Raw genomic sequence first — 20772 nt, 5'->3', positions numbered from 1 at the left:
GCGATGCGACGAGGCATCGGCCGACGGCGCCTCCCCGTCCGGGAACGTGCTGATCACATACGCGGACGGCTACCAGGTCGGGAGCGTGTAGCGGCACGCGCCGTCGTCTCTCATTCGCAGCCGACGCCGTCGCCGTCGCGGTCCAGATGGCGTCCGTAGCCCGGGTCGCCCACGTGCACCGGAGCGGCTCCGGCCGCGCGGGCGGCCGTGCAGTTCTCGTAGTAGACGCTTCCGGAGCCGCCCGAGTCGCCGGCGCCGCCTGAGCCGTCGGCCGGATCCGCTGCGCCGCTGTCCTCGTTCGCCGCCGCCTTCGCCTTAGCGGTGACCGTCTTCGTCACCTTGACCGTCTCCGTCGCCGTGGCGGTCACCGTGCCCGCCGGTTCGGGTATGGCTGTCTCCGTCGCCGTGGTCGTCACGGTCACCGTGGGCCGCGGTTCGGCAGACGTCGGCTTGGCCTCGGTTGTTCCGTCGCCTTCGCTGCCGCCGATGCCCACGCCGACGAACAGGGCCAGGGCGAGGGCGGGCAGGACGTATCTCTTCCGGGCCCACCTGGGAGCGGGGTTCCGGGCGGGCGGTGCGGTGTACGGGTTGGTCATGGCGTCCCCCAAAGCTGTGGTGTGAGGGGACGACGGTATGGCCGGTTTGTGAGTGACGCCGGAGCAGTGACCGTACTGTGACTTTCTGTGGGCGGGCGCGGTTCACGCCTCGGCGCCGCGTCTTCGCGACGGCGGCGTGGCCGTAGCCGCTGAGGGAGGCCTTCCGTCGGGGCGCACGGGGTGGCGCATCGTCACGTCCTACTCGTCCGGGTCCCAGGCCATGAGCTGGTCGAGGAGAGGCCGGTCGCCGTCGAGCTTCAGGGAGTCCAGCGGCATACGGCTGTACAGGGCCAGAACCAGGTCAGCGGCCGTGCCTCGGAGGGAGGCGTCGGCCGCGTCCTGGTCCTCGCCGGCAGCGGTGGCGGGCACCGCGCCGGGCGTGGCGGGACGGGTGATCCGTGCGCCGTCGGCGGAGACCGAGAGGCGCCAGGAGCGGCCCTCGGTGGCATGGAAGTCGACGGCGGCTGGCTTGTGCGGCCAGGCGGTCGTCGTTGCGCAGCAGGTGCACAGGAACTCGTCGACGCCGTCGAGTGCCACCTCGTCCGGCAGCGGCCGCGGGGCGCCCACGGTGAGCTGGGCGTCGTAGGTGTGCACCGCGAACTCCTGGAGCTGGTGCCGGGCGACGGCACCGCAGGTCCGCGGGGACTGCGACGTATCCCACCACGTCCAGCATCCGGGATCCGGGCCGGCCTCCCGCAGTGCGCTCAGCGGCTGCTCCGTGGACTCGGCCGACCAGGCCAGCAGGGCCTCGCGATCCCGGGGCGGGGCCGGGGCGCCCTCCGGGGCGGACTTGGCCGCGGCGGCAGGTCCCGCGGCGATGGTGGCGGCCCAGGAGCCGCGCCCCTCGCCCAGGTGCCGCACCAGATCGAACAGCGTCCACTCGGGGCAGGTCGGCACCTGCATCTCGAGGCTGGGCGCGGAGGCGACCGCCGTGCGGAAGACGTCGACCGTTCGTCGATCAGTCGCAGCAGAGCCGGGAATTCCAGGGGGTTCTCCACTCTGGCTGTCCATCACCGTGCTCCGACGACGGACAGCGGATTTCGGAGCCGACGCGGCGGACGCACGGCACCGGCCGCGCGCCCTCGGATGCCGGGCTGCGTTGGGGGTGGTGACCAGCCGGCCCGTGGGTCAGGTTCCATTCAATCCTGGTCCCGAAGTGCCTGTCCGAGTGCCCCCGCGTCAACGGGAGCGCCGTAGGCTGCACGCGCAGGCTACGGAGGGAGTACGGCCATGTCCGGCTGGAGCACTCACGACATCCCTGGTCAGAGCGGTCGTACCGCCGTCGTCACCGGGGCCAACAGCGGGCTCGGGTACGTCACCGCACGTGAGCTGGCCCGTAAGGGGGCACGGGTGGTGCTCGCCTGCCGGAGTGAAACGCGTGGGCGGGAGGCCGTCCAGCTTCTGCGCGGTGACGTTCCGGACGCGGAGGTGGAGTTGCGGACGCTCGATCTCGGAGACCTCGCCTCGGTCCGGGAGTTCGCGGCCAGGCTGCCGTACGAGCGGCTCGACCTGCTCGTCAACAACGCGGGCGTGATGGCGTTGCCGTACGGCACCACCGCCGACGGGTTCGAGACACAGTTCGGGGTGAATCATCTCGGGCACTTCGCCCTCACCGGGCTGTTGATGCCCGCCCTGCTCGCGGCGCAGGACCGGCCCGCCGGGGCGCGGATCGTGACCGTCTCCAGCATGGTCCACCTGCTCGGCAATATCGACCCGGACGATCTCAACTCCGAGCGCCGCTACCGCCGTTGGCTCGCCTACGGTCGCTCCAAGACCGCCAACCTGCTCTTCACGCACGAGCTGGCGCGCAGACTCGCGGCGGCCGGGGCGGAGGTCGTCGCGGCGGCCGCGCACCCGGGGTACGCGGCGACCAACCTCCAGACGGCCGGGCCGCGCGCGGAGGGGCGCCGGGTCGCCGAGCGGCTGATGGCGCTCGGCAACCGGGTCTTCGCCCAGCCCGCCGAGGCCGGTGCGCTGCCCGCCCTGCACGCGGCGACCGCGCCCGGTATCCGCCCGGACTCGTTCACCGGGCCGTCCCTCGCGATGTGGCGCGGGGCGCCCGCGCCGTCGCGACGAGCGCCCTGGACCCTCGACGACCGGGCGGGGGAGCGGCTGTGGGCCGCCTCCGAGCAGCTGACCGGGGTGTCCTACGACGCCCTCAAGGCCTGAGCCCAGCCGTCTCGCCGCGGCCACCACACCGGGCCGCCGGTGGCCGCCGGACGGCGCACGGCGGAGGGCGGACGGCGAACCCACAGTCGCCGGCAGCCGGCAGCCGGCAGCCGGACGTCGGACGTCGGACGTCGAGTGGCCGTCAGGCGGCCGCCACGCACCTCGTACGAGGTGGCCGTCAGGCGGCCGCACGCACCTCGTACGTGGCGACGCGCACCGTCTCGTCGTCGAGGCACTCCCCGTTCAGCAGGTCGAAACGCTGCTTGAGCAGCGGGGAGGCGACGAACGAGCGGCCCTGGTGGGTGCCGGTCAGGCCGCGTGAGAGGACGGCCGCGCCGCCGAACGGGTCGCGGTTGTCGATGGCGTACAACTCGCCCGCCCGGTCCCGGAACAGGGCGACCTGACGGCCGTCGGGCAGCAGGGCGGCCACGCCTCGGCCGGGGATCAGTTGGCTGAGGTCACAGACCGTGAACCACAGCTCCTCCAGCCTCAGCTGGACCTTGAGGTCGGTCGTCTCGAGTGCCAGGGTCATCGCTGGGCGCTCCCTTCCAGGGGACGGTGGCCGATGGTCAGCAACGGCAGGTCGGGCTTGATCTGGTCGCGCTCGGGCACGAAGCCCACGACCGGGTCGGGGGTGTCGGGGGCGTTGACGAAGGACACGAACCGGGCGAGCTTCTCCGGGTCGTTGATGGTGGTCGCCCACTCGTCGGCGTAGTGCGCCACGTGGTCGGTCATCAGGGACTCCAGCTCCTCGCAGATGCCGAGCGAGTCCTCCACCACCACGTCCCGTACGTGGTCCAGGCCGCCGGGGATCCGGTCCAGCCAGGTCGAGGTGCGCTCCAGGCGGTCGGCCGTGCGGATGTAGAACATCAGGAACCGGTCGATGAGGCGGACCAGTTCGGTGTCGGTGAGGTCCTGGGCGAGCAGGTCGGCGTGGCGCGGGGTGGCACCGCCGTTGCCGCCGACGTAGAGGTTCCAGCCGTTGGAGGTGGCGATGATGCCGAAGTCCTTCGACTGGGCCTCGGCGCACTCGCGGGCGCAGCCGGACACCGCCGACTTGAGCTTGTGCGGGGAGCGCAGCCCCCGGTAGCGCAGCTCCAGGTCGATCGCCATCCGGACGCTGTCCTGGACGCCGTAGCGGCACCAGGTCTGCCCGACGCAGGACTTCACCGTGCGCAGCGACTTGCCGTAGGCGTGGCCGGACTCGAAGCCGGCGTCCACCAGCCTGGTCCAGATCAGCGGGAGTTGTTCGACCCGCGCACCGAACATGTCGATGCGCTGACCGCCGGTGATCTTCGTATAGAGGCCGAAGTCGCGGGCGATCTCACCGATCACGATCAGCCCCTCGGGGGTGATCTCACCGCCGGGGATGCGCGGAACGACCGAGTAGGAGCCGTTCTTCTGGAGGTTGGCGAGGAAGTGGTCGTTGCTGTCCTGGAGGGCCGCCTGCTCACCGTCCAGGACATAGCCGCTCGCGCCGATCGTCGGGGCCAGGGAGGCGATGATCGAGCCGACGGCCGGCTTGCACACCTCGCAGCCGTCGCCGCCCCGGGCGCCGTCCCGGCCGTAGCGGTCGAGGAGGTCCTGGTAGGTGTTGACGCGCAGGGCGAGGACGATCTCGTACAGCTCCTCGCGGGTCTGCGAGAAGCAGCCGCACAGGCCCTTGTCGACCTCGACGCCGTTCGCCTCCAGCTCGGCGGTGACCAGCTGGCCGAGCACCTTGACGCAACTTCCGCAGCCGGTACCGGCCTTGGTGCACTTCTTCACCTCGGGCACGGTCGTGCAGGAGTGCTCGGTCACCGCCCCGCGGATGGTGCCCTTCGACACGTTGTGGCAGGAGCAGACGATCGCCTCGTCAGGCAGCGCGGACGGGCCGAGCTGAACGGACTCCCCGGCGCCGGCCGGCAGGACCAGCGACTCGGGGGAGACGGGCGGCACGGACCCCGTGAACGCGCGCAGGGTGCCGTAGGCCTCGGCGTCACCGACCAGGATGCCGCCGAGCAGCGTGCCGTCACGGCCGATGACCAGCTTCTTGTACAGGCCGGAGCGGGAGTCGGAGTAGACGACGTCGAGGCAGTCCTCGGCGGTGCCGTGCGCGTCGCCGAAGGACGCCACGTCCACGCCGAGCAGCTTCAGCTTGGTGGAGAGGTCGGCGCCGGTGAAGGACAGTTGCTCGGACTCGTCGGCGGCGATGGTCGCGGCGACCGTGATGGCCTGCTCGTAGCCGGGGGCCACCAGGCCGTACACCCGGCCGTCGGAGGCCAGCGCGCACTCGCCGATCGCGAACACGTGCGGGTCGTTCACCGTGCGGCACTGCTCGTCGACGGCGATGCCGCCGCGCTCGCCGACCGTCAGGCCGCACTCGCGGGCCAGCTGGTCGCGGGGGCGGACACCGGCGCTGAACACCACCAGTTCGGTGGCGAGTTCGGAGCCGTCGGAGAGCTTCATGCCGGTGACCGCGCCGGTCTCGTCGACCACGATCTCCTGGGTGCCCACGCCCGTGTGGACGGAAAGACCCATGTCCTCGATGGTGCGCAGCAGCGCGGCGCCACCGCCCTCGTCGACCTGGACCGGCATCAGTCGGGGCGCGAACTCCACGATGTGGGAGGTGAGTCCGAGACCCTTCAGCGCGCCGGCCGCCTCGAGGCCGAGCAGACCGCCGCCGACCACGGCACCGGTCGTCCTCGTCTTCGCGTACTCCTCGATCGCGAGGAGGTCCTCGATGGTGCGGTAGACGAAGCAGCCCTCGGCGTCCTTGTTCGGGACGGGCGGGACGAACGGGTAGGAGCCGGTGGCCAGGACGAGCATGTCGTAGTCGACCGCCAGTCCCGAGCGGGCCGTCACCCTGCGGGCCTCGCGGTCGATCGTCTCCGCCGGGTCGCCGACGTACAGCTCGATGCCGTGCTCGGCGATGAACGCCATGTCCGTCATGGACAGGTCCTCGGGCGTCCTGCCCGAGAAGTAGGAGGTGAGCTGCACGCGGTCGTACGCGGGACGCGGCTCCTCGCACAGCACGACCACGCGGTGCGTGGCGGTCAGTCCGCGCTCGGCGAGTGCCTCGAGGAAGCGCTGGCCGACCATGCCGTGGCCGACGAGCACGATCGTGGGGCGGGTCCGGTCCCCGACAATTGCGGTCGTGGTCATCAGGAGCCTCCATCGTTGGTGAGCAGGTGGAGCAGGGGGCCGCCGTCGGAGGGGAGCGGCTCTGCTCCCTCCCAGGCGCGCGCCAGCGCGCCGACGGTGCCGAGTTCGCCGACGAGGACCCCGCCGACCAGGCGGTCGTCGCGGACGACGACCTTGCGGTAGGTGCCCCGGGTGGCGTCGGCGAGCTGCACGACGTCGTCGCCGGGGCGCGGCTCCGTCTCGCCGAACACGGCGAGGTCGAAGGCGCTGTTCCCGGCGAGGGTGAGCCGGGTGAGGGCACGGGTGCCGCGGTACCGGGAGTCCGGGTCACCGGCGAGGGACTCGGCGAGGACGTCCGCCTGGTCCAGCGCCGGTGCGGCCAACCCGTACACGTTCCCGTCGTGCTGGGCGCAGTCGCCGATCGCCCGGATGTGCGGGTCGGACGTACGGAGTTCGTCGTCGACCAGGATTCCCTTGTGGACGGCGATCCCCGCGTTCTTGGCGAGACCGGCGCGCGGGGAGACCCCGCAGGCCAGCACCACCAGGTCGGCGTCGAGGGCGTAGCCGTCGGCCATCTCGACCGAGCGGACGGCGCCGCCGAGGCAGCGCACGTCGCGGACCCGGCACTCCGTGTGGACCTCGACGCCGAGGTCCTTCAGGTGCCGGAGCACCAGCCTGGACGCGTTCGGGTCGAGCTGGCGCTCCATGAGGCGCTCGGCCTGCTGTGCCAGGACGACCTGTGCGCCGCGCATGGCGAGTGCGCGGGCGGCGGAGACCCCGAGGAGTCCGCCGCCGATGACGACCGCGCGTACGCCCGGCCGTACCGCCTTGGACAGGCCGAGGCAGTCGTCCATGGTGCGGAAGGCGTGGACGCCCTCCGGCAGGACGTGGTCGGGCGTGAACAGACCGCGCAGGGGCGGCAGCACCGGGTTGGAGCCGGTGGCCAGGACCAGGGTGTCGTATGCGATCTCCGAGCGGTCCGCGCAGGCCACGGTCCGCCGGTCGCGGTCGATGCCCGTGACCCGGGCCCGGACCAGTCCGGCGGGCGCGGGCAGCGCGATCACCTCGGGGGCGTACCGGCCGGCCAGCACCTCGGCGAGCAGGACCCGGTTGTAGGGCCGGTGCTCCTCCTCGCCGATCAGCAGCGCGGGCGTGCCCAGCTCGCCGAGCCGGCGGGTGAGTCGTACGCCCGCGAGGCCGGCGCCGATCACCACCACACGCGAATTCGAGGTCATGCCAAGGAGCGTGCGTTGCCGACGTTACCCGGCCGCATCACCGTTGTTTCCCGCGAGGAACGCTGCCCTCAGCGGGGCCGGGGCGCAGGTGTGAGGGTTCTGGCCGGCGCCCCACGTCCCTCGTGCGTCCGTCGTGCGTGCCACGTGCGTGCCTCGTGCGTCCGTCCTGCGACCGTCGTGCGTGCCTCGTGCGTCCGTCCTGCGACCGTCGTGCGCGCCTCGTGCGTCCGTCCTGCGACCGGTGGGCGGTCAGACGTGTGAGGACGTCAGATGCGCGAACACGACGACGTTGCCCAGATAGCCGGTCGCCTTCGTATAGCCCCCGCCGCAGGTGATCACCCGCAACTCCGGCCTGTTCGCCGCCCCGTACACCTTCTCGTCGGGGAAGTCGCGTGCCTGGTAGACCTCGACGGCGTCCACCGTGAACACGGCGACGCTCCCGTCCCGCCGGTCCACCTCGACGGCAGCGCCCTTGCGCAGGGCGCCCAGATCGTAGAAGACGGCGGGACCGTCGGCGTTGTCGACATGACCGGCGACGATCGCGGTCCCCGTCTCGCCGGGAGTGGTGCCGGCCTCGTACCAGCCGGCCAGGTTCTCCTTCTCCGCGGGCGGGACGTCGAGGCTGCCGGACCGGGTGAGGGCGAGGCCCGTGAGCGGGGCGTCCACGTGGATCGCGGGGATGCGGACGCGGTCGGGCGGCGAGGGCGGCAGCGCAGGCGCGGACCGGGTCCGTACGTCGGGGCCGCCCGAGTGGGCCTGGGCCGCGGACGGCTGTGGCGGGGCGTGCGTCTCGGCGCCGCTGTGCAGCAGCCACGCACCGGAGCCGAGAGCGACCACGGTGACGGTCGCCATGGCGGTGTTGCCGACCCTGCGCATGACAGGACCCTTCTCCGTGAACGCGTTCGTGATCTTCCTGGTCGGGGCCTGGTGGGGGCCCGCGCCCCCTCCGGGCCGCGAGGGGCGTCGGACCCGGAGGGGGAGGGGACATGCGGTACCGGCGGACGGACAGCGGAGGGTGCCCGTCAGATCCCGTCGCCTCTCGCCCGGCGATGCAGGAGCCAGGTACCGCCCGCGGCGGCGACGGCGAGAGCCGCCACACCGGCCGCGGTCTGTTCGGGGTCGGGGCGCAGTGCGCCGCCGACCCCCGTCTTCACACTTCCTCGTGGATGCACCGGCTGCCGGTCCGAGGCCAGCACGACCACCAGGTCCCCGGCGACGCGCCGCCCGCCCGCGGCGCACTCCGCGACGATCTCGTACGTCCCCGGCTGCGCGCTCGGCGGCACCCGGAACTGTCCGACCGCCTCGCCCTCGCCCTCGTGCGCGCTGGGCGCGAGCGGGAAGCGACCCGCGCCCACCGCCCCGGCGTCGCCCGTCGCCGCGCCGCCGTCCCCGCACGCCGTCGTGTTCACCGAGACCTGCCCGCCCGGCACCGCGGTGGAGGGATACACCTCCAGGCTTCCGGCACGGGTACCGGCGCCGTGGGCGGGCGCGGCGAACCCGGCCGTGGCGATGACGGCGAGCGCGGTACCGGTCAGCAGTTGTGCGGTACTGCGTGCGGTACGACGGGCGGTACGGCGTGCGGTACGACGGGCGATGCGTCGCATCGGTGCTCCTTCGAGCTCTTCGAGTCTCCCTGCCCTTCCGAGGTAAGTCGCAGCGCGGCGAGCGCGCTTCCTGAGGGATCGTCAGGAATGGGATGAATGGGTGTCAGATGCGCGGGCGGGAGGAGTGTCCGTGTATGCGTTTCAGCAGGTCATCGCCGTACGGACAGCGCACCACGGAAAAGCGCCCACGCGGCGGGTGAACGGGTGACCGCCATTGCCGGGAGGCGGCGACGGCCGCGGCCGGGGCGGGCGACTCACCGCCGCGCGAGCCAGTCCCCGCTCTCGATCAGCTTTCCCCGGGCCCGCAGCCGGGCGGCGACGTCGGGTGCGGCGACGTACACCCAGGCCCGTACGTACACCCAGGCCCGTACGGGCGCCCAGGCGCGTACGGGCGCCCGGTCGCGCACGGGAGCGCGAGACGAGCCGCTCCCGTCGGCAGCGACCGCCGCCCCGCTCTCCACCCCGGCCCCGATCTCCACCCCCGTCTCCACCCGGACCTCGGCCCCGATCTCCGCCCCCGTCTCCACCCGGACCTCGGCCCCGATCTCCGCCCCCGTCTCCACCCCGGCCTCGGCCCCGATCTCCGCCCCCGTCTCCACCCCGACCTCGACTCCGATCTCCGCCCCCGTCTCCACCCCCACTCCGGCCCCGGCCCCCACTCCGGCTCCGACCCCCACTCCGGCCCCGGCCCCCACCCCGGCCCCGACCTCCACCTCGCGCTCGACCCGCTCGTACAGGTTGCGTGGGTCGCCCGGCGTGTACTCCTCCAGCCGGTCGAGCTCGGCGAGGAGTCGTGCGTAGGCCTGGGGGAGGGGCGTGACGAGAGTGCCGGCCACCGTCCCGCCCGGCTCCCGCACCGCGTAGGGGTAGCCGGGGCCCCGGTACAGCACCGCCCCCGTCAGTCGCGCGGGCTCCTCGCGAAGGGTGCGGCCGCGCAGGAGGAGCCCGTGGTTGACCTCGCCGGGGCGGAGGGTGCCGTAGACGAAGAAGGGGAGTCCCGGAGCGCTCACGGAAACGATTCTCTCCCCTCACCGCCCCCTCACCGGTCCATCGCGTATGCGCTATGGACATGACATGTCATGCCCTCTTAAATGCCAGGACGACATCAGCGCCACCTCCACAGGCCACCCACAGGCCACCCCCACGCGCGCCCCCACGGCGCCTTCCCGAGGAGACCGAAGACACTGATGAGTCGGATACGGCAGCACGTCCGAGGTTCCCGTCTCGCCACCGCCGGCATCGCCGCCACCACGGCCACGCTCCTGGCCGCCGTGCTCTCCCCGGTCGCCGACGCGGCCGACAGGCCGACCCGGGCGACCGCGCTCGACAACGCGGCGGCGGCCCTCGCCGACCACGCGACGACCCTGGGCCTCACCGCGGTACAGGGCACCTCCGTCCGTGACGTGGTCGTCGACAAGGACGGCACCCAGCACGTCCGCTACGACCGCACCTACCGCAAACTCCCGGTACTCGGGGGAGACTTCGTGGTCCATCTGGCTCCGGACGGCGCTTACCGCAGCGCGAACCGGGCGACGGGAGCGGAGATCTCCCTCCCGAGCATCACCCCGAAGGTGCCGGCCCCCAAGGCCGCCGACGTCGCCGTGAACGCTCTGCGCGCGGCCAACCTCGGCGAGACGCTGAAGCAGGTGAAGGCCAAGCCGCAGCTGGTCGTCGACGCCCTGCACGGCGCCCCGAAACTGGCCTGGCGTACCAACGTCGTCGCCCTGGACTCGCTGGGCAACCCGGTCGCCCGCGCGGTGCTGACCGACGCCCGCACCGGCGCCCAGATCGACGCGTGGGACACCATCGAGACCGCCACGGGCGACGGCAAGTCCCTGTACGGCGGCACGGTCCCGCTGGAGACGACCCTCTCGGGATCGACGTACCAGCTCAAGGACCCGACGCGCGGGAACACGTACACCGGTGACGCGGCCAACAAGACGGACCTGTGCATCTTCGGCATCTGCATCAGCCGTGCCCCCGCGACCCTCTTCACGGACACCGACAACCACTGGGGCACCGGCGCCACGACGGACCGCTCCACGGCCGCCGTCGACGCCCAGTACGGCACCAACGTGACCTGGGACTACTACAAGAACGTGCACGGCCGCAATGGCATCGGCAACGACGGCAAGGGCTCCTACAACCGCGTCCACTACGGCAACAGCTACAACAACGCCTTCTGGGACGACAGCTGCTTCTGCATGACCTACGGTGACGGCGACGGCACCCAGCTGGGCCCGCTGGTAGGCCTGGACGTGGCCGGCCACGAGATGTCCCACGGCGTGACCTCGAAGACGGCCGCGCTGACGTACTCGGGCGAGTCCGGCGGTCTGAACGAGGCGACGTCGGACATCTTCGGTTCCCTGGTCGAGTTCTACGCGGGGAACGCCTCCGACACCGGTGACTACCTCATCGGCGAGAAGATCGTCCGCTCCGGCTTCGGCCGCGACGCCCTGCGCTACATGGACAAGCCGAGCAAGGACGGCAGCTCCGCGGACTACTGGAGCAGTTCGGTCGGCAACCTCGACGTCCACTACTCGTCCGGGGTCGCCAACCACTTCGCCTACCTCCTCGCTGAGGGCAGCGGATCGAAGACCGTCAACGGCGTCACCTACAACTCCCCGACGTACAACGGCTCGACGGTCACCGGCATCGGACGCGATAAACTCGGCGCGATCTGGTACCGCGCCCTGACCGTCTACATGACGTCCTCGACGAACTACGCGGCGGCCAGGACGGCCACCCTGAACGCGGCCCGCGACCTATACGGCACGGGCAGCACGGAGTACAACGCGGTGGCGGCGGCCTGGAGCGCGGTCAACGTGAACTGACCTCGCCCCGGACGTGACGCGCGAAACGGTCGCCTCGGCCCCGACTCGGGACCGGGGCGACCGCTGCGTGACCGGGCGCCGAACGCGCCCCCGACCGACTCGCCGCGGCGGGGCGACCGGGGGCGCGTTTGACGCCCCGCACATTCAGGCGTAACCCACCCGAACCGCTCCGTTAACATGTTCGAACTCGCGATGAACGCCCCTATCGCCCGTCCCGCAACCGTCCTTCACCGGAATTCATGTCATCCAGCGTGAAAAGCAACTTGTCTAGCCAAAATCGAGCAAATTGGTCAAGCAATTGATACCTGTAGCGTCGCGGGTGTTTTCGCGAATAAAAGGCAGAACCGCGCTCTCCGGTTGGCGTCGACCCCGGGCGATGCTGTGGGCTGCGGCAGGCGTGGTGACCTTCGGATTCGTCCTCGCGCTGGAGCTCGTCGCCCGCCATCTGGGCCTGCCGGGGCCGATCTCCAGCCAGGTGCGCGAGGTGATATTCCCCCCCAAATCGGGCGGTTTGCTGTACGCGAGCATGGCGTTGATGCTCGTGGTGTTCACCTGGCGGCAACGGTTCATCGCGATCGGCGCGGCGATCGGCATCGACCTGGCCTTCCTGACGGTCCGGTGGGCGGCCGACATCAAGGTGACCGAGGGCCACCCCTTCGGCAACGGGGCGCTGTGGGTGACTCTCGGCTGTGCGGTCATCGCCGTCACGCGCCGCACTGGCCGCGAACGTGTTCTGCTGCTCAAGGGCGCCGGGCTGGGCCTGTTGCTGATGACCGGCCGCAAGACCGGAGACACCTGGCTGCTCATCACCTCGAAAACCCGCCCGATGGTGCTCGACCAGTACGTGGCGACCGCCGATCACGCGCTGGGCAACCCGTCGTGGCTGGTGGGCCGGATGGTCACGGCCACGGGCGCGATCGGCTTCAATGTCCTCGACTTCGTCTACGGCCAGCTGCCGGTCGCCGCGGTCGTCGTCGCGCTGTACCAACTGCGACACGTGGCGGTCGAGCGCCGCTTCCCGACCCACCACCTGGTGCGCACCTTCCTGGCGATCGGTCTCCTCGGGCCGGCCTTCTACATGATCTTCCCGGTGGTCGGGCCCGTCTTCGCCTACGGCAACGGCACAGAACACTGGCAGGCGATCAGCCTCTGGCAGGAATCGCACCCCAGCGTCCAATGGGCGGTGGCCGACCTGTGGCCGCGGACGACGACGCCGATCAGCATCCCGCACCCCATGCGGTTCGACGGGATCACCCCACGCAACTGCATGCCCAGCCTGCACACGGCGTGGGCCGTCACGATCTTCGTCCATTCCCGGAGCGGCCCACGGTTCCTGCGGTACGCCGGCACCTTCTGGCTGATCGCCACGCTCTGCGCGACGCTGGGATTCGGTTACCACTACGGCGCCGACCTCATCGCCGGCGTGGTGTTCGCGCTCACGATCGAGGCAGCTCTGCGCACGTACGACCGGGGCTGGGACCGCTCGGGAATCCGGCTGGTCGCCCACGGCGCGACGGTATTCGCCGCGCTGCTGGTGTCCTACCGCTATCTGCCGTACGAGATGGCCGGCCATCCGTGGGTCTACGGACCGCTGCTCATGCTGCTGTTGGCCTCGGTCGTCCACGTCTACGTCCGGACCACCACGCAGTGGGAGGAACCAGCAGCGGCGCTCGCACGGCAACCCGAACCGCAACCCGAGCTGATCTGAGTCCGGTTGCGCCTGGTGTGCGTGGATGCGTGATCATGCCGTCTCCGGCGTCGGCCATGCCTCCGTGGCGTCGACAATGCCTCCGTGGACGTAGAGACCGCGCATGACCAGGCCGACCTGATTCCTCTCCTGCTCCAGCACCTGCACACCCCGCTCACCGGGACGTCGTACGTGCGCGGAGTGCTGCCCGCTCCCGGCGGCGCCGACGCGGTACGGGTCGCCGTCGGTCCCGTAGGCGCCGAGTCGACACACGAGTTGACGCTCTACGAGTTTCCGCTCGTCGTGGGCGAGGACTGCGTGACCGCGTACGACGTCATCGGCATGCTGCGCACCCTGTGCGGCCCGGGCCCCCGGCCGCCGGGGACGGGCCGAAGCCCGGGCGCGGACACGCGCACGCGCACGCGCCCGGACACGGACACGGTGATGGGAATGCCGCTCGTTCCGGTGGACCCGGAGGCCGTGCCGCGTGCCGGTGAGACAGCCGCCGACCGGGGGCTCCGGCTGCTGCGGACCCTGGTCCGGCCGTACTGCGAGGAGACCGACCGACAGGATCCCCTCCTGCACGGCTTCCTCTTCCTCGACCAGGGCCGGGCGCGGCTGTACTTCCGGGCCGACGGGCTCCCGGGGGTGACCGCCGCCGACGTCCGGACGACCGGGGCGCTCACGGCGCTGATCGCGGCGCTCCCCTCGCTGGTTCGAGGGGAGGTTGAGCAGATGACGGCGGACGACGGGGATCCCCACTGCGCGCGGGTACTGGATGTGACCCACTGGTAGGGAATCTTGCTTCCCCGTGGCTGGATCACCCGCTACGCTCCCTCAGCGCGCATCCGGCGCGAGCAGGGGGTACCGGGGGTAATGGGGGACATGAGCGAGGAAGTTGCCGCGCCCGAGAAGGGCCCGAACCCATGGGTTCAAGCCATCGCGGCACTGGCGGTGGTCGGGGCGCTCGGGGGCGGGCTGTACGTGCTCCAGAAGAACGACGCCGAGGCGGCCGACAAACCGGCGTCCTGCACGGTCGACGACGAGGACAAGAAGGCCGACGCGGACGCGAAGGCGGCGCAGCGCGTCTCCGGGACGCAACTGTGCACGGCGCTGAACCGCGCGGATCTGCCGACGCTCCTCAGCACTCCGCAGGAGCACGCGCTGACGGCCTACGGCAGTGACGGCTCGGTCAAGACTGCGGGCAGCAGCGAGATCCCCACCCCGGAGGGCACCGTCCAGCTGGACACCTACACCGTGAAGCTGTCGCGGTCCTACGACGAGTTCCCCATCGCGGGGATGGAGGACCTGCTGAACGAAGCGGAGTCCAGGACGATCCTGGGCCATCCGGCGGTGCTCTACTCGAGCCGGACGTTCGCCATCAACTTCAACCTCGGCGGCGGCAAGGCCGACACCGGCCCCGGCGGCATCGCCCGCGCGCTGGTGGTCGCCCCGGACGCGAAGGACGGCGGCGGCTCCTACGAACTCGCCATCTGGCGCCAGGACGACGTGCGACCGGACGACACGGCACTGCTGCGCGTCGCGCAGGAGGTCCTGCCCATGATCCCCGGCTGGACGACCGCCGGCTGACGCCGGCCCGACCGCGTCGCACGCCGCCGACCACATCGCACCGCCATGCGCCTGCGCACCACGCGGGCGGACATGCGGGCCATGCGGACCATACGGGCGGGCCATGCGGGTCATGCGGAAGGCCGGCACCCCGGGGGGTGCCGGCCTCACCGGAACGGAAGCCGTGCCGCTCGGCGACCGGTTGAGACGACCGGCTCGGACGACCGGCTCAGACGACCGGCTCAGGGTCCTCCACCCGGCCCTCCACCCGGCCCTCGACCGGCTGCTCCACCGGCCCCTCCACCCGGGCCTCGGCCGCCGCGGGCTGCTCCGGCTTGCGGTCCCGCATCACCAGGGTCGCCAGGATCGCCGCCGCCAGGACGCCGATCGCGCTGACCGTGAAGGTCGTCGTCATCGAGGCGGTGAACGCCTCCCGGGCCTCCCGGACCAGGCTCGCGTCCTGGCCGGCCACCGCCAGCGCCCCGCCGATCGACTGCCGGGCCGCCTCGGGGGCGTCGGACGGCATCTCGGCGGCGAAGCCGCTGGTCAGCAGGGAGCCGAGGATCGCGATGCCGAGGGCGGTACCGGCCTGTTGGATGGTGTCGTTGAGGGCCGAGCCGACGCCCGCCTTGTCCTCGGGGATGGTGCTCATCAGCGCGCCGACGGCGGCCGGCATCGCCAGACCGGCGCCGAGGCCGAGCAGCCCGAGGGCGATCGCCGGGACGGTGAAGCCCGAGTCGGCGTCGACCGTCGTCAGCAGGGCGAAGCAGGCGGTCATCACCAGCATCCCGGACAGGATCACGAACCGGTTGCCGATCTTCTCCGCCAGCTTCACGCCCATGCCGTTGCCGATCAGCGCGGCGACGGCGAGGGGCAGGAAGGCGAGGCCCGCCCTGACGGGAGAGTAGCCGAGCACGAACTGCAGGTACTGGGTGAGGACCAGCAGCAGACCGCCGTTGCCGATCTGGACCAGCGCCAGCGAGAGCGAACCGCCGCTGAAGTTGCGGTGCTTGAAGAGGACCAGCGGGACCATCGGGGCGGACGTGACGTTCTCCCAGATCACGAAGCCGGCCAGGCCCACCACGGCGACGGCCAGCGAGAGCGTCGAGCGGCCGCCGAACGCGCCGTGCTGCGGGAGTTCGATGATCCACCAGACCAGGGCGGTCATACCGACCGCGGAGAGCACGGCGCCCAGCGGATCCGGCTTCTGCCAGGGCGCCCTGGACTCCGGCATCAGGAGCACGGCGGCGACGACGGCGAGCGCGACGACCGGGACGTTGATGAGGAAGATCGAGTGCCAGGAGAAGTGTTCGATCAGGATGCCTCCCAGGACCGGGCTGCCGACCAGCCCCAGCATCGACACGGAGCCCCACGCGGCCATCGCCCTGCCGCGCTCCTCGTCGTCGAAGACGGTGATGAGGATCGAGAGGGTGGAGGGCATGATCAGCGCCCCGCCGACGCCCATCGCGGTGCGTACGGCGATCACCTCGCCCGGGTCGGTGCAGAGCGTCGCGGCCAGTGAGGCCGCCCCGAAGAGCAGCAGGCCCGTCAGCATCACCTTCCGCCGGCCGAACCGGTCGCCGAGGCTGCCGGAGGTCAGCAGCAGGCCGGCGAAGACCAGAATGTAGGAGTCGAGGATCCACTGGGTGTCCTGGGCGCTCGCACCGATGTCCTCGGTCATCGAGGGGACCGCGACGGTCAGCGCCATGCTGTCGATCGTCAGGACAATTGTGCTCAGGCACAGCACGACGAGGATCCACCAGCGGCGGGGGTTGCGGGTTTCCGTCATGGGACGTCCGGTCCTTTCGGCGACTTCTTCGGAATCAGCGACATCAGCGACATCAGCGACATCAGCGCGCGAGGTCGGATACATCAGAGACATCAGTGACTTGGGTGAGCTCAACGGCCTGCGTACGGTGTTCCGTTCGTTGCGAACACTGTACGCATTAAGGAACGGTGTGCGCAATGCGTTGACTCTGTACGCTGGAGGCGCACGATGTACGCGCGTCGATTCGCCGATCACCTGGAGTGGAGCCGTGGCCGCCAAGACCCCGCCCGCCGTCCCGTCCGTCTGGACCCGGCAGAAGCGCGAGCCCGACCAGCCCGCGCTCAGCCGGGACGCGATCGTCCGTGAGGCGGTCACGATGCTGGACGCCGAGGGCGTCGAGGCGCTGAGCATGCGCAAACTGGGGGCCCGCCTCGGCGCCGGCGCGACCTCCCTGTACCGGCACGTGGCCACCAAGGACGAGCTGATGGAACTGGCCCTGGACGAGGTCGCCGCCGAGATGCGCGTACCGCCCGCAGACAGTCCCGACTGGCGGGCCGCCATCGCCGAGGCCGGGCGGTCGTTCCGCGCGACGGTGCTACGGCACCCCTGGATCGCCTCGGTCCTCGGTCAGGCCGGTCTCGTCTATCTCGGGCCCAACCTGATGTCGTACACCGAGCGCCTCGCCGCCCTGTTCACCGCGGCCGGTTTCACCGAGCCGGGCCGGGCGATCGAGCCGCTGCTCGGCTATGTCATCGGCATGAGCACCACCGAGGCGGCATGGCTCACCACGGTCGCACGTTCCGGCGAGACCGAGGCGGAGTTCGTCGCCCGCCTGATGCCGGCCGCCCGACAGGCCGCCGCACCCCACGCCCACCTCGCCGGCGACTACGCCACGAGCGCCGCCGAGTCGACCGACCCGGTCGCGCTGCGCGAGGACAAGTTCACCTACGGCCTCGATGTCGTCCTGGACGGCCTGGCCCTGCGGCTGCCCCACGAGGCGTCCTGAGGGACTAGGAGACCGCCTTCTCCACCCGCACCGCGCACACCTTGAACTCCGGCATCCGCGAGGTCGGGTCCAGCGCCGGGTTGGTCAGGGTGTTGGCGCGGCCCTCGCCCGGCCAGTGGAACGGCATGAAGACGGTGTCCGGGCGGATCCCGGTGGTGATCCGGGCCGGAGCCACCGCCCGTCCGCGCCGCGACACCACGGCCAGCGGGTCGCCCTCGGCCGCCCCGAGCCGCGCGGCGAGCCGGGGGTGCAGCTCCACGAACGGACCGGGTGCTGCGGCGTTCAGCTCGTCCACGCGCCGGGTCTGGGCACCGGACTGGTACTGCGCCACGACCCGGCCGGTGGTGAGCAGGACGGGGTAGTCGTCGTCCGGTTCCTCGGCGATCGGCCGGTGCGACACCGCCACGAACCGTGCCCGTCCGTCCTCCGTGGCGAACCGGTCGAGGAAGAGCCGGGGCGTCCCGGCCGCCTGCCGTTCGCCCTCTCCGGCTCGCTGCCCGGCCCCCTCCTCGGCTCGCTGCCCGGCCTGCTCCTCGGCTCGCTGCCCGGCCCCCTCCTCGACGCGCTGCCCGACTTCCTCCCCAACTTCCTCCCCAACTTCCTCCCCGGCTCCCTCGGTCTCCGCCGGGCAGGGCCAGAACACCCCGTGGCCCGCTCCCTCCGCCAGCCGCGCATAGCTGATCCCGGAGTAGTCGGCGACGCCGCCCGCGCTGGCCCGCCGGAGTTCCTCGAAGACCTCCTCGGGGTCGGTCGGGAAACCCTTCTCGACGCCCAGCCGTGCCGCGAGCTCGTGCAGCACCTCGAGGTCGCTGCGCACCCCCTCAGGGGCGGTGATCGCCTGGCGTCGCAGCAGCACCCGTCCCTCAAGGTTGGTCGTCGTGCCCGTCTCCTCGGCCCACTGGGTGACCGGCAGGACGACGTCCGCGAGGGCCGCCGTCTCCGACAGGACGACATCACAGACGGCGAGGAAGTCGAGGGACTTGATGCGCTCCTCGATGTGCGCGGCGCGCGGCGCCGACACCACCGGGTTCGACCCCATCAGCAGCAGCGACCGCACGTCGGACCCCAGCGCGTCCAGCAACTCGTAAGCGCTGCGCCCCGGCCCGGGCAGGGAGGCCGGGTCCACGCCCCACACCTCGGCGACGTGCCGCCGGGCCGCCGGGTCGTCCAGCTTGCGGTAGCCGGGCAGCTGGTCCGCCTTCTGGCCGTGTTCCCGCCCGCCCTGCCCGTTGCCCTGCCCGGTCAGACAGCCGTAGCCGCTGAACGGCCTGCCCGCCCGTCCCGTCGCCAGGCACAGGTTGATCCACGCGCCGACCGTGTCGGTGCCCTTGGACTGCTGCTCCGGCCCGCGCGCGGTGAGCACCATCGCGGCCTCGGGCTCGCAGAACAGCCGCACGGTTTCCCTGAGTTGTGGAACGGACACCCCCGTGATCCGCTCCACGTACTCAGGCCAGTGCGCCATGGCGGCCGCCCGCGCGTCCTCCCAGCCGGTGGTCCGCTCCCGTACGTACTCCTCGTCGACCCGCCCCTCGGCGACGATCAGGTGCAACAGCCCCAGCGCCAGCGCGAGATCCGTGCCCGGCCGGGGCGCGAGGTGCAGGTCGGGCTGTTCGGCGGTCTTCGTGCGGCGCGGGTCGATCACGACCAACGTGCCGCCGTTCTCGCGCAGTTCGTTGAAGAACCGCAGCGCGGGCGGCATGGTCTCCGCGAGGTTGGATCCGACCAGGATCACGCATCCCGTCCTCGGGATGTCCTCCATCGGGAACGGGAGCCCCCGGTCGAGCCCGAACGCCTTGATGCCGGCCGCGGCCGCGGACGACATGCAGAAGCGGCCGTTGTAGTCGATCTGCGAGGTGCCGAGCACGACCCGCGCGAACTTGCCGAGGGTGTACGCCTTCTCGTTCGTCAGCCCGCCCCCGCCGAACACACCGAGCGCGTCGGCCCCGTGCTCGGACCGTACCCTCGCCAGCTCTCCCGCGATCCGGTCCAGCGCCTCTTCCCAGGTGGCCGGCACGAGCGAGCCGCCGGACCGCACCAACGGGGAGGTCAGCCGTACTCGCGAGGAGAGCACCTGCGGCGCCGTACGGCCCTTGCCGCACAGTGCGCCCCGGTTCACCGGGAAGTCGGGCCGCTCGACCACCTCGACGCCCCCCGTGGGCAGAGGCGACAGGGCCATCCCGCACTGCAGGGCGCAGTACGGGCAGTGGGTGGGCGTCGCGGTGGTCGGCATGCGCTCCAGCGTGCTTCGGCCGTGTTACGCGCCGTGCGGTCTCCTGTTACGGCGATATGGTGGTGCCCTCCCCGCCGGACCGCACCCGCCGTGAGGTACCGGCCGGGGCCCGTTGTGAGGCACCGGACCAGGCCTGCCGGGAGGCACCGACCGCACCCGCCGTGAGGCACCGGCCGGGGCGGTGACACCGCACCAGCCGTCTCACCGGTCGCCGGCGAGGGCCCTCGTCACCCCGGGTTCCTTCGGCCCGAGGAACCTGGGGTCCGGCTCGAACACCGCGTCCAGGGCCGCCTTCCCGGCCGCGAAAACCTCCCGGGCGCCCCCGTAGTACCAGGTCACGTCGTGTTTGGCGGCCACCCCGACCCCGTACGAGTCCACCCCCGCCGCCTCGCACAGGGCGACGGCCCGCCGGATGTGGAAGTCCTGGCTGATCAGTACGGCCCTGTCGACGCCGAAGATCTTCTTGGCGCGGACGCAGGAGTCCCAGGTGTCGAAGCCGGCGTAGTCGCTGACGATCTGCGCGCCGGGCACACCGTGCCCGGTCAGATAGGTGCGCATCGCGTCGGGCTCGTCGTAGTCCTCGCGGCTGTTGTCGCCCGTGACGAGCACGACCTCGATACGGCCCTCCCGGTACAGCTTCGCCGCCGCGTCCAGCCGGTGCGCGAGATACGGCGAGGGCTCGCCGTCCCACAGACCGGCGCCGAAGACGACGGCGACCTCGGTGCGCGGCGCGTCGGCGGTCGTCCCCAGCCGGCCGGCCGTGGACACGTACAGCCAGGTGGCCGGCAGCAGTGCGAGTACACACCCGGCCATCACGGCCTGCACCAGCCGCCGCCGCCCGGCACGGGTGCGCGGCAGCCGCGGTCGACGGATGTCCATACGGTGATCCCCCAGGTCGAGACAGGTCGAACAGGCGAACAGGTCGCACGCCCCTTCGGCCCGGGAAGACGC

15 protein-coding genes and 2 pseudogenes are annotated in these 20772 nt (G+C 71.7%); 6 read left to right on the top strand and 11 right to left on the bottom strand.

Annotated features, from left to right (window positions below; all coding sequences use genetic code 11):
- Positions 1–110: 110 nt before the first annotated feature.
- Entirely contained in the window at positions 111–596 is a 486-nt protein-coding gene (locus ACFWBB_RS07550) for an excalibur calcium-binding domain-containing protein (RefSeq protein ID WP_385268123.1), read from the bottom strand.
- 198 nt (positions 597–794) lie between these two features.
- Positions 795–1594: pseudogene (locus ACFWBB_RS07545) on the bottom strand (maleylpyruvate isomerase family mycothiol-dependent enzyme).
- A gap of 232 nt (positions 1595–1826) precedes the next feature.
- Here ACFWBB_RS07545 and ACFWBB_RS07540 point away from each other — a divergent pair.
- A complete protein-coding gene (locus tag ACFWBB_RS07540; protein ID WP_385268122.1) occupies positions 1827–2765 on the top strand; it encodes an oxidoreductase in 939 nt (312 codons plus the stop codon).
- Positions 2766–2943: 178 nt separating this feature from the next.
- Here ACFWBB_RS07540 and nirD read toward each other — a convergent pair whose 3' ends face one another.
- From nirD to ACFWBB_RS07510, 6 genes and pseudogenes are all read right to left on the bottom strand, one after another.
- Complete coding sequence (nirD, locus tag ACFWBB_RS07535) at positions 2944–3297, bottom strand: nitrite reductase small subunit NirD (protein ID WP_385268121.1); 354 nt, start codon at positions 3295–3297, stop codon at positions 2944–2946.
- Positions 3294–5909 (bottom strand): nitrite reductase large subunit NirB, encoded by a 2616-nt coding sequence (nirB, locus tag ACFWBB_RS07530; RefSeq protein ID WP_385268119.1) that lies wholly within the window; start codon positions 5907–5909, stop codon positions 3294–3296. Before nirB ends, nirD begins: the two co-directional genes overlap by 4 nt.
- Positions 5909–7123 carry an NAD(P)/FAD-dependent oxidoreductase gene (locus ACFWBB_RS07525; protein WP_385268117.1) on the bottom strand — a complete coding sequence of 405 codons (1215 nt, stop codon included), beginning with the start codon at positions 7121–7123 and terminating at the stop codon, positions 5909–5911. The genes nirB and ACFWBB_RS07525 overlap by 1 nt, the downstream gene beginning before the upstream one ends.
- Positions 7124–7372: 249 nt before the next feature.
- Positions 7373–7999, bottom strand: a complete 627-nt coding sequence (locus tag ACFWBB_RS07520; protein WP_385268115.1) for a class F sortase — start codon at positions 7997–7999, stop codon at positions 7373–7375.
- Between the two features lie 146 nt (positions 8000–8145).
- A complete protein-coding gene (locus ACFWBB_RS07515; protein WP_385268113.1) occupies positions 8146–8727 on the bottom strand; it encodes a hypothetical protein in 582 nt (193 codons plus the stop codon).
- Between the two features lie 710 nt (positions 8728–9437).
- A pseudogene (locus ACFWBB_RS07510) lies at positions 9438–9737 on the bottom strand (gamma-glutamylcyclotransferase family protein); the annotation flags it as partial.
- Between the two features lie 177 nt (positions 9738–9914).
- On the opposite strand from ACFWBB_RS07510, the gene ACFWBB_RS07505 reads away from it, so the two are divergent.
- The 4 genes from ACFWBB_RS07505 to ACFWBB_RS07490 all read left to right on the top strand — a co-directional run bounded on the left by ACFWBB_RS07505 (position 9915) and on the right by ACFWBB_RS07490 (position 14838).
- Positions 9915–11561, top strand: coding sequence for a M4 family metallopeptidase (locus ACFWBB_RS07505; RefSeq protein ID WP_385268111.1), 1647 nt, complete (start codon positions 9915–9917; stop codon positions 11559–11561).
- 376 nt (positions 11562–11937) lie between these two features.
- Positions 11938–13269, top strand: coding sequence for a phosphatase PAP2 family protein (locus tag ACFWBB_RS07500; RefSeq protein WP_385268109.1), 1332 nt, complete (start codon positions 11938–11940; stop codon positions 13267–13269).
- 84 nt (positions 13270–13353) lie between these two features.
- A complete protein-coding gene (locus ACFWBB_RS07495) occupies positions 13354–14043 on the top strand; it encodes a hypothetical protein (RefSeq protein WP_385268107.1) in 690 nt (229 codons plus the stop codon).
- 90 nt (positions 14044–14133) lie between these two features.
- Positions 14134–14838, top strand: coding sequence for a DUF6215 domain-containing protein (locus tag ACFWBB_RS07490; protein WP_385268105.1), 705 nt, complete (start codon positions 14134–14136; stop codon positions 14836–14838).
- Between the two features lie 208 nt (positions 14839–15046).
- Here ACFWBB_RS07490 and ACFWBB_RS07485 read toward each other — a convergent pair whose 3' ends face one another.
- On the bottom strand, positions 15047–16606 hold the full coding sequence (locus tag ACFWBB_RS07485) for an MFS transporter (protein WP_385268103.1): 1560 nt from the start codon (positions 16604–16606) through the stop codon (positions 15047–15049).
- A 247-nt stretch (positions 16607–16853) separates the two neighbouring features.
- Between ACFWBB_RS07485 and ACFWBB_RS07480 the strand changes: the two genes are divergently transcribed.
- Complete coding sequence (locus tag ACFWBB_RS07480) at positions 16854–17591, top strand: TetR/AcrR family transcriptional regulator (RefSeq protein WP_385268101.1); 738 nt, start codon at positions 16854–16856, stop codon at positions 17589–17591.
- Positions 17592–17595: 4 nt separating this feature from the next.
- Here the strand turns inward: ACFWBB_RS07480 and ACFWBB_RS07475 are convergent, their stop codons facing one another.
- Together ACFWBB_RS07475 and ACFWBB_RS07470 are read right to left on the bottom strand one after the other, a co-directional pair.
- Complete coding sequence (locus ACFWBB_RS07475; protein ID WP_385268099.1) at positions 17596–19821, bottom strand: molybdopterin oxidoreductase family protein; 2226 nt, start codon at positions 19819–19821, stop codon at positions 17596–17598.
- 201 nt (positions 19822–20022) lie between these two features.
- Positions 20023–20700: a vancomycin high temperature exclusion protein gene (locus ACFWBB_RS07470; protein ID WP_385268097.1), complete on the bottom strand. Its 678-nt coding sequence runs from the start codon at positions 20698–20700 to the stop codon at positions 20023–20025.
- Positions 20701–20772 lie beyond the last annotated feature (72 nt).

This window comes from Streptomyces sp. NPDC060000, assembly GCF_042737375.1.
Classification (GTDB): domain Bacteria; phylum Actinomycetota; class Actinomycetes; order Streptomycetales; family Streptomycetaceae; genus Streptomyces.
Note: the sequence above shows the minus strand (reverse complement) of the source record. Positions and strands in the feature narration are given on the sequence as shown.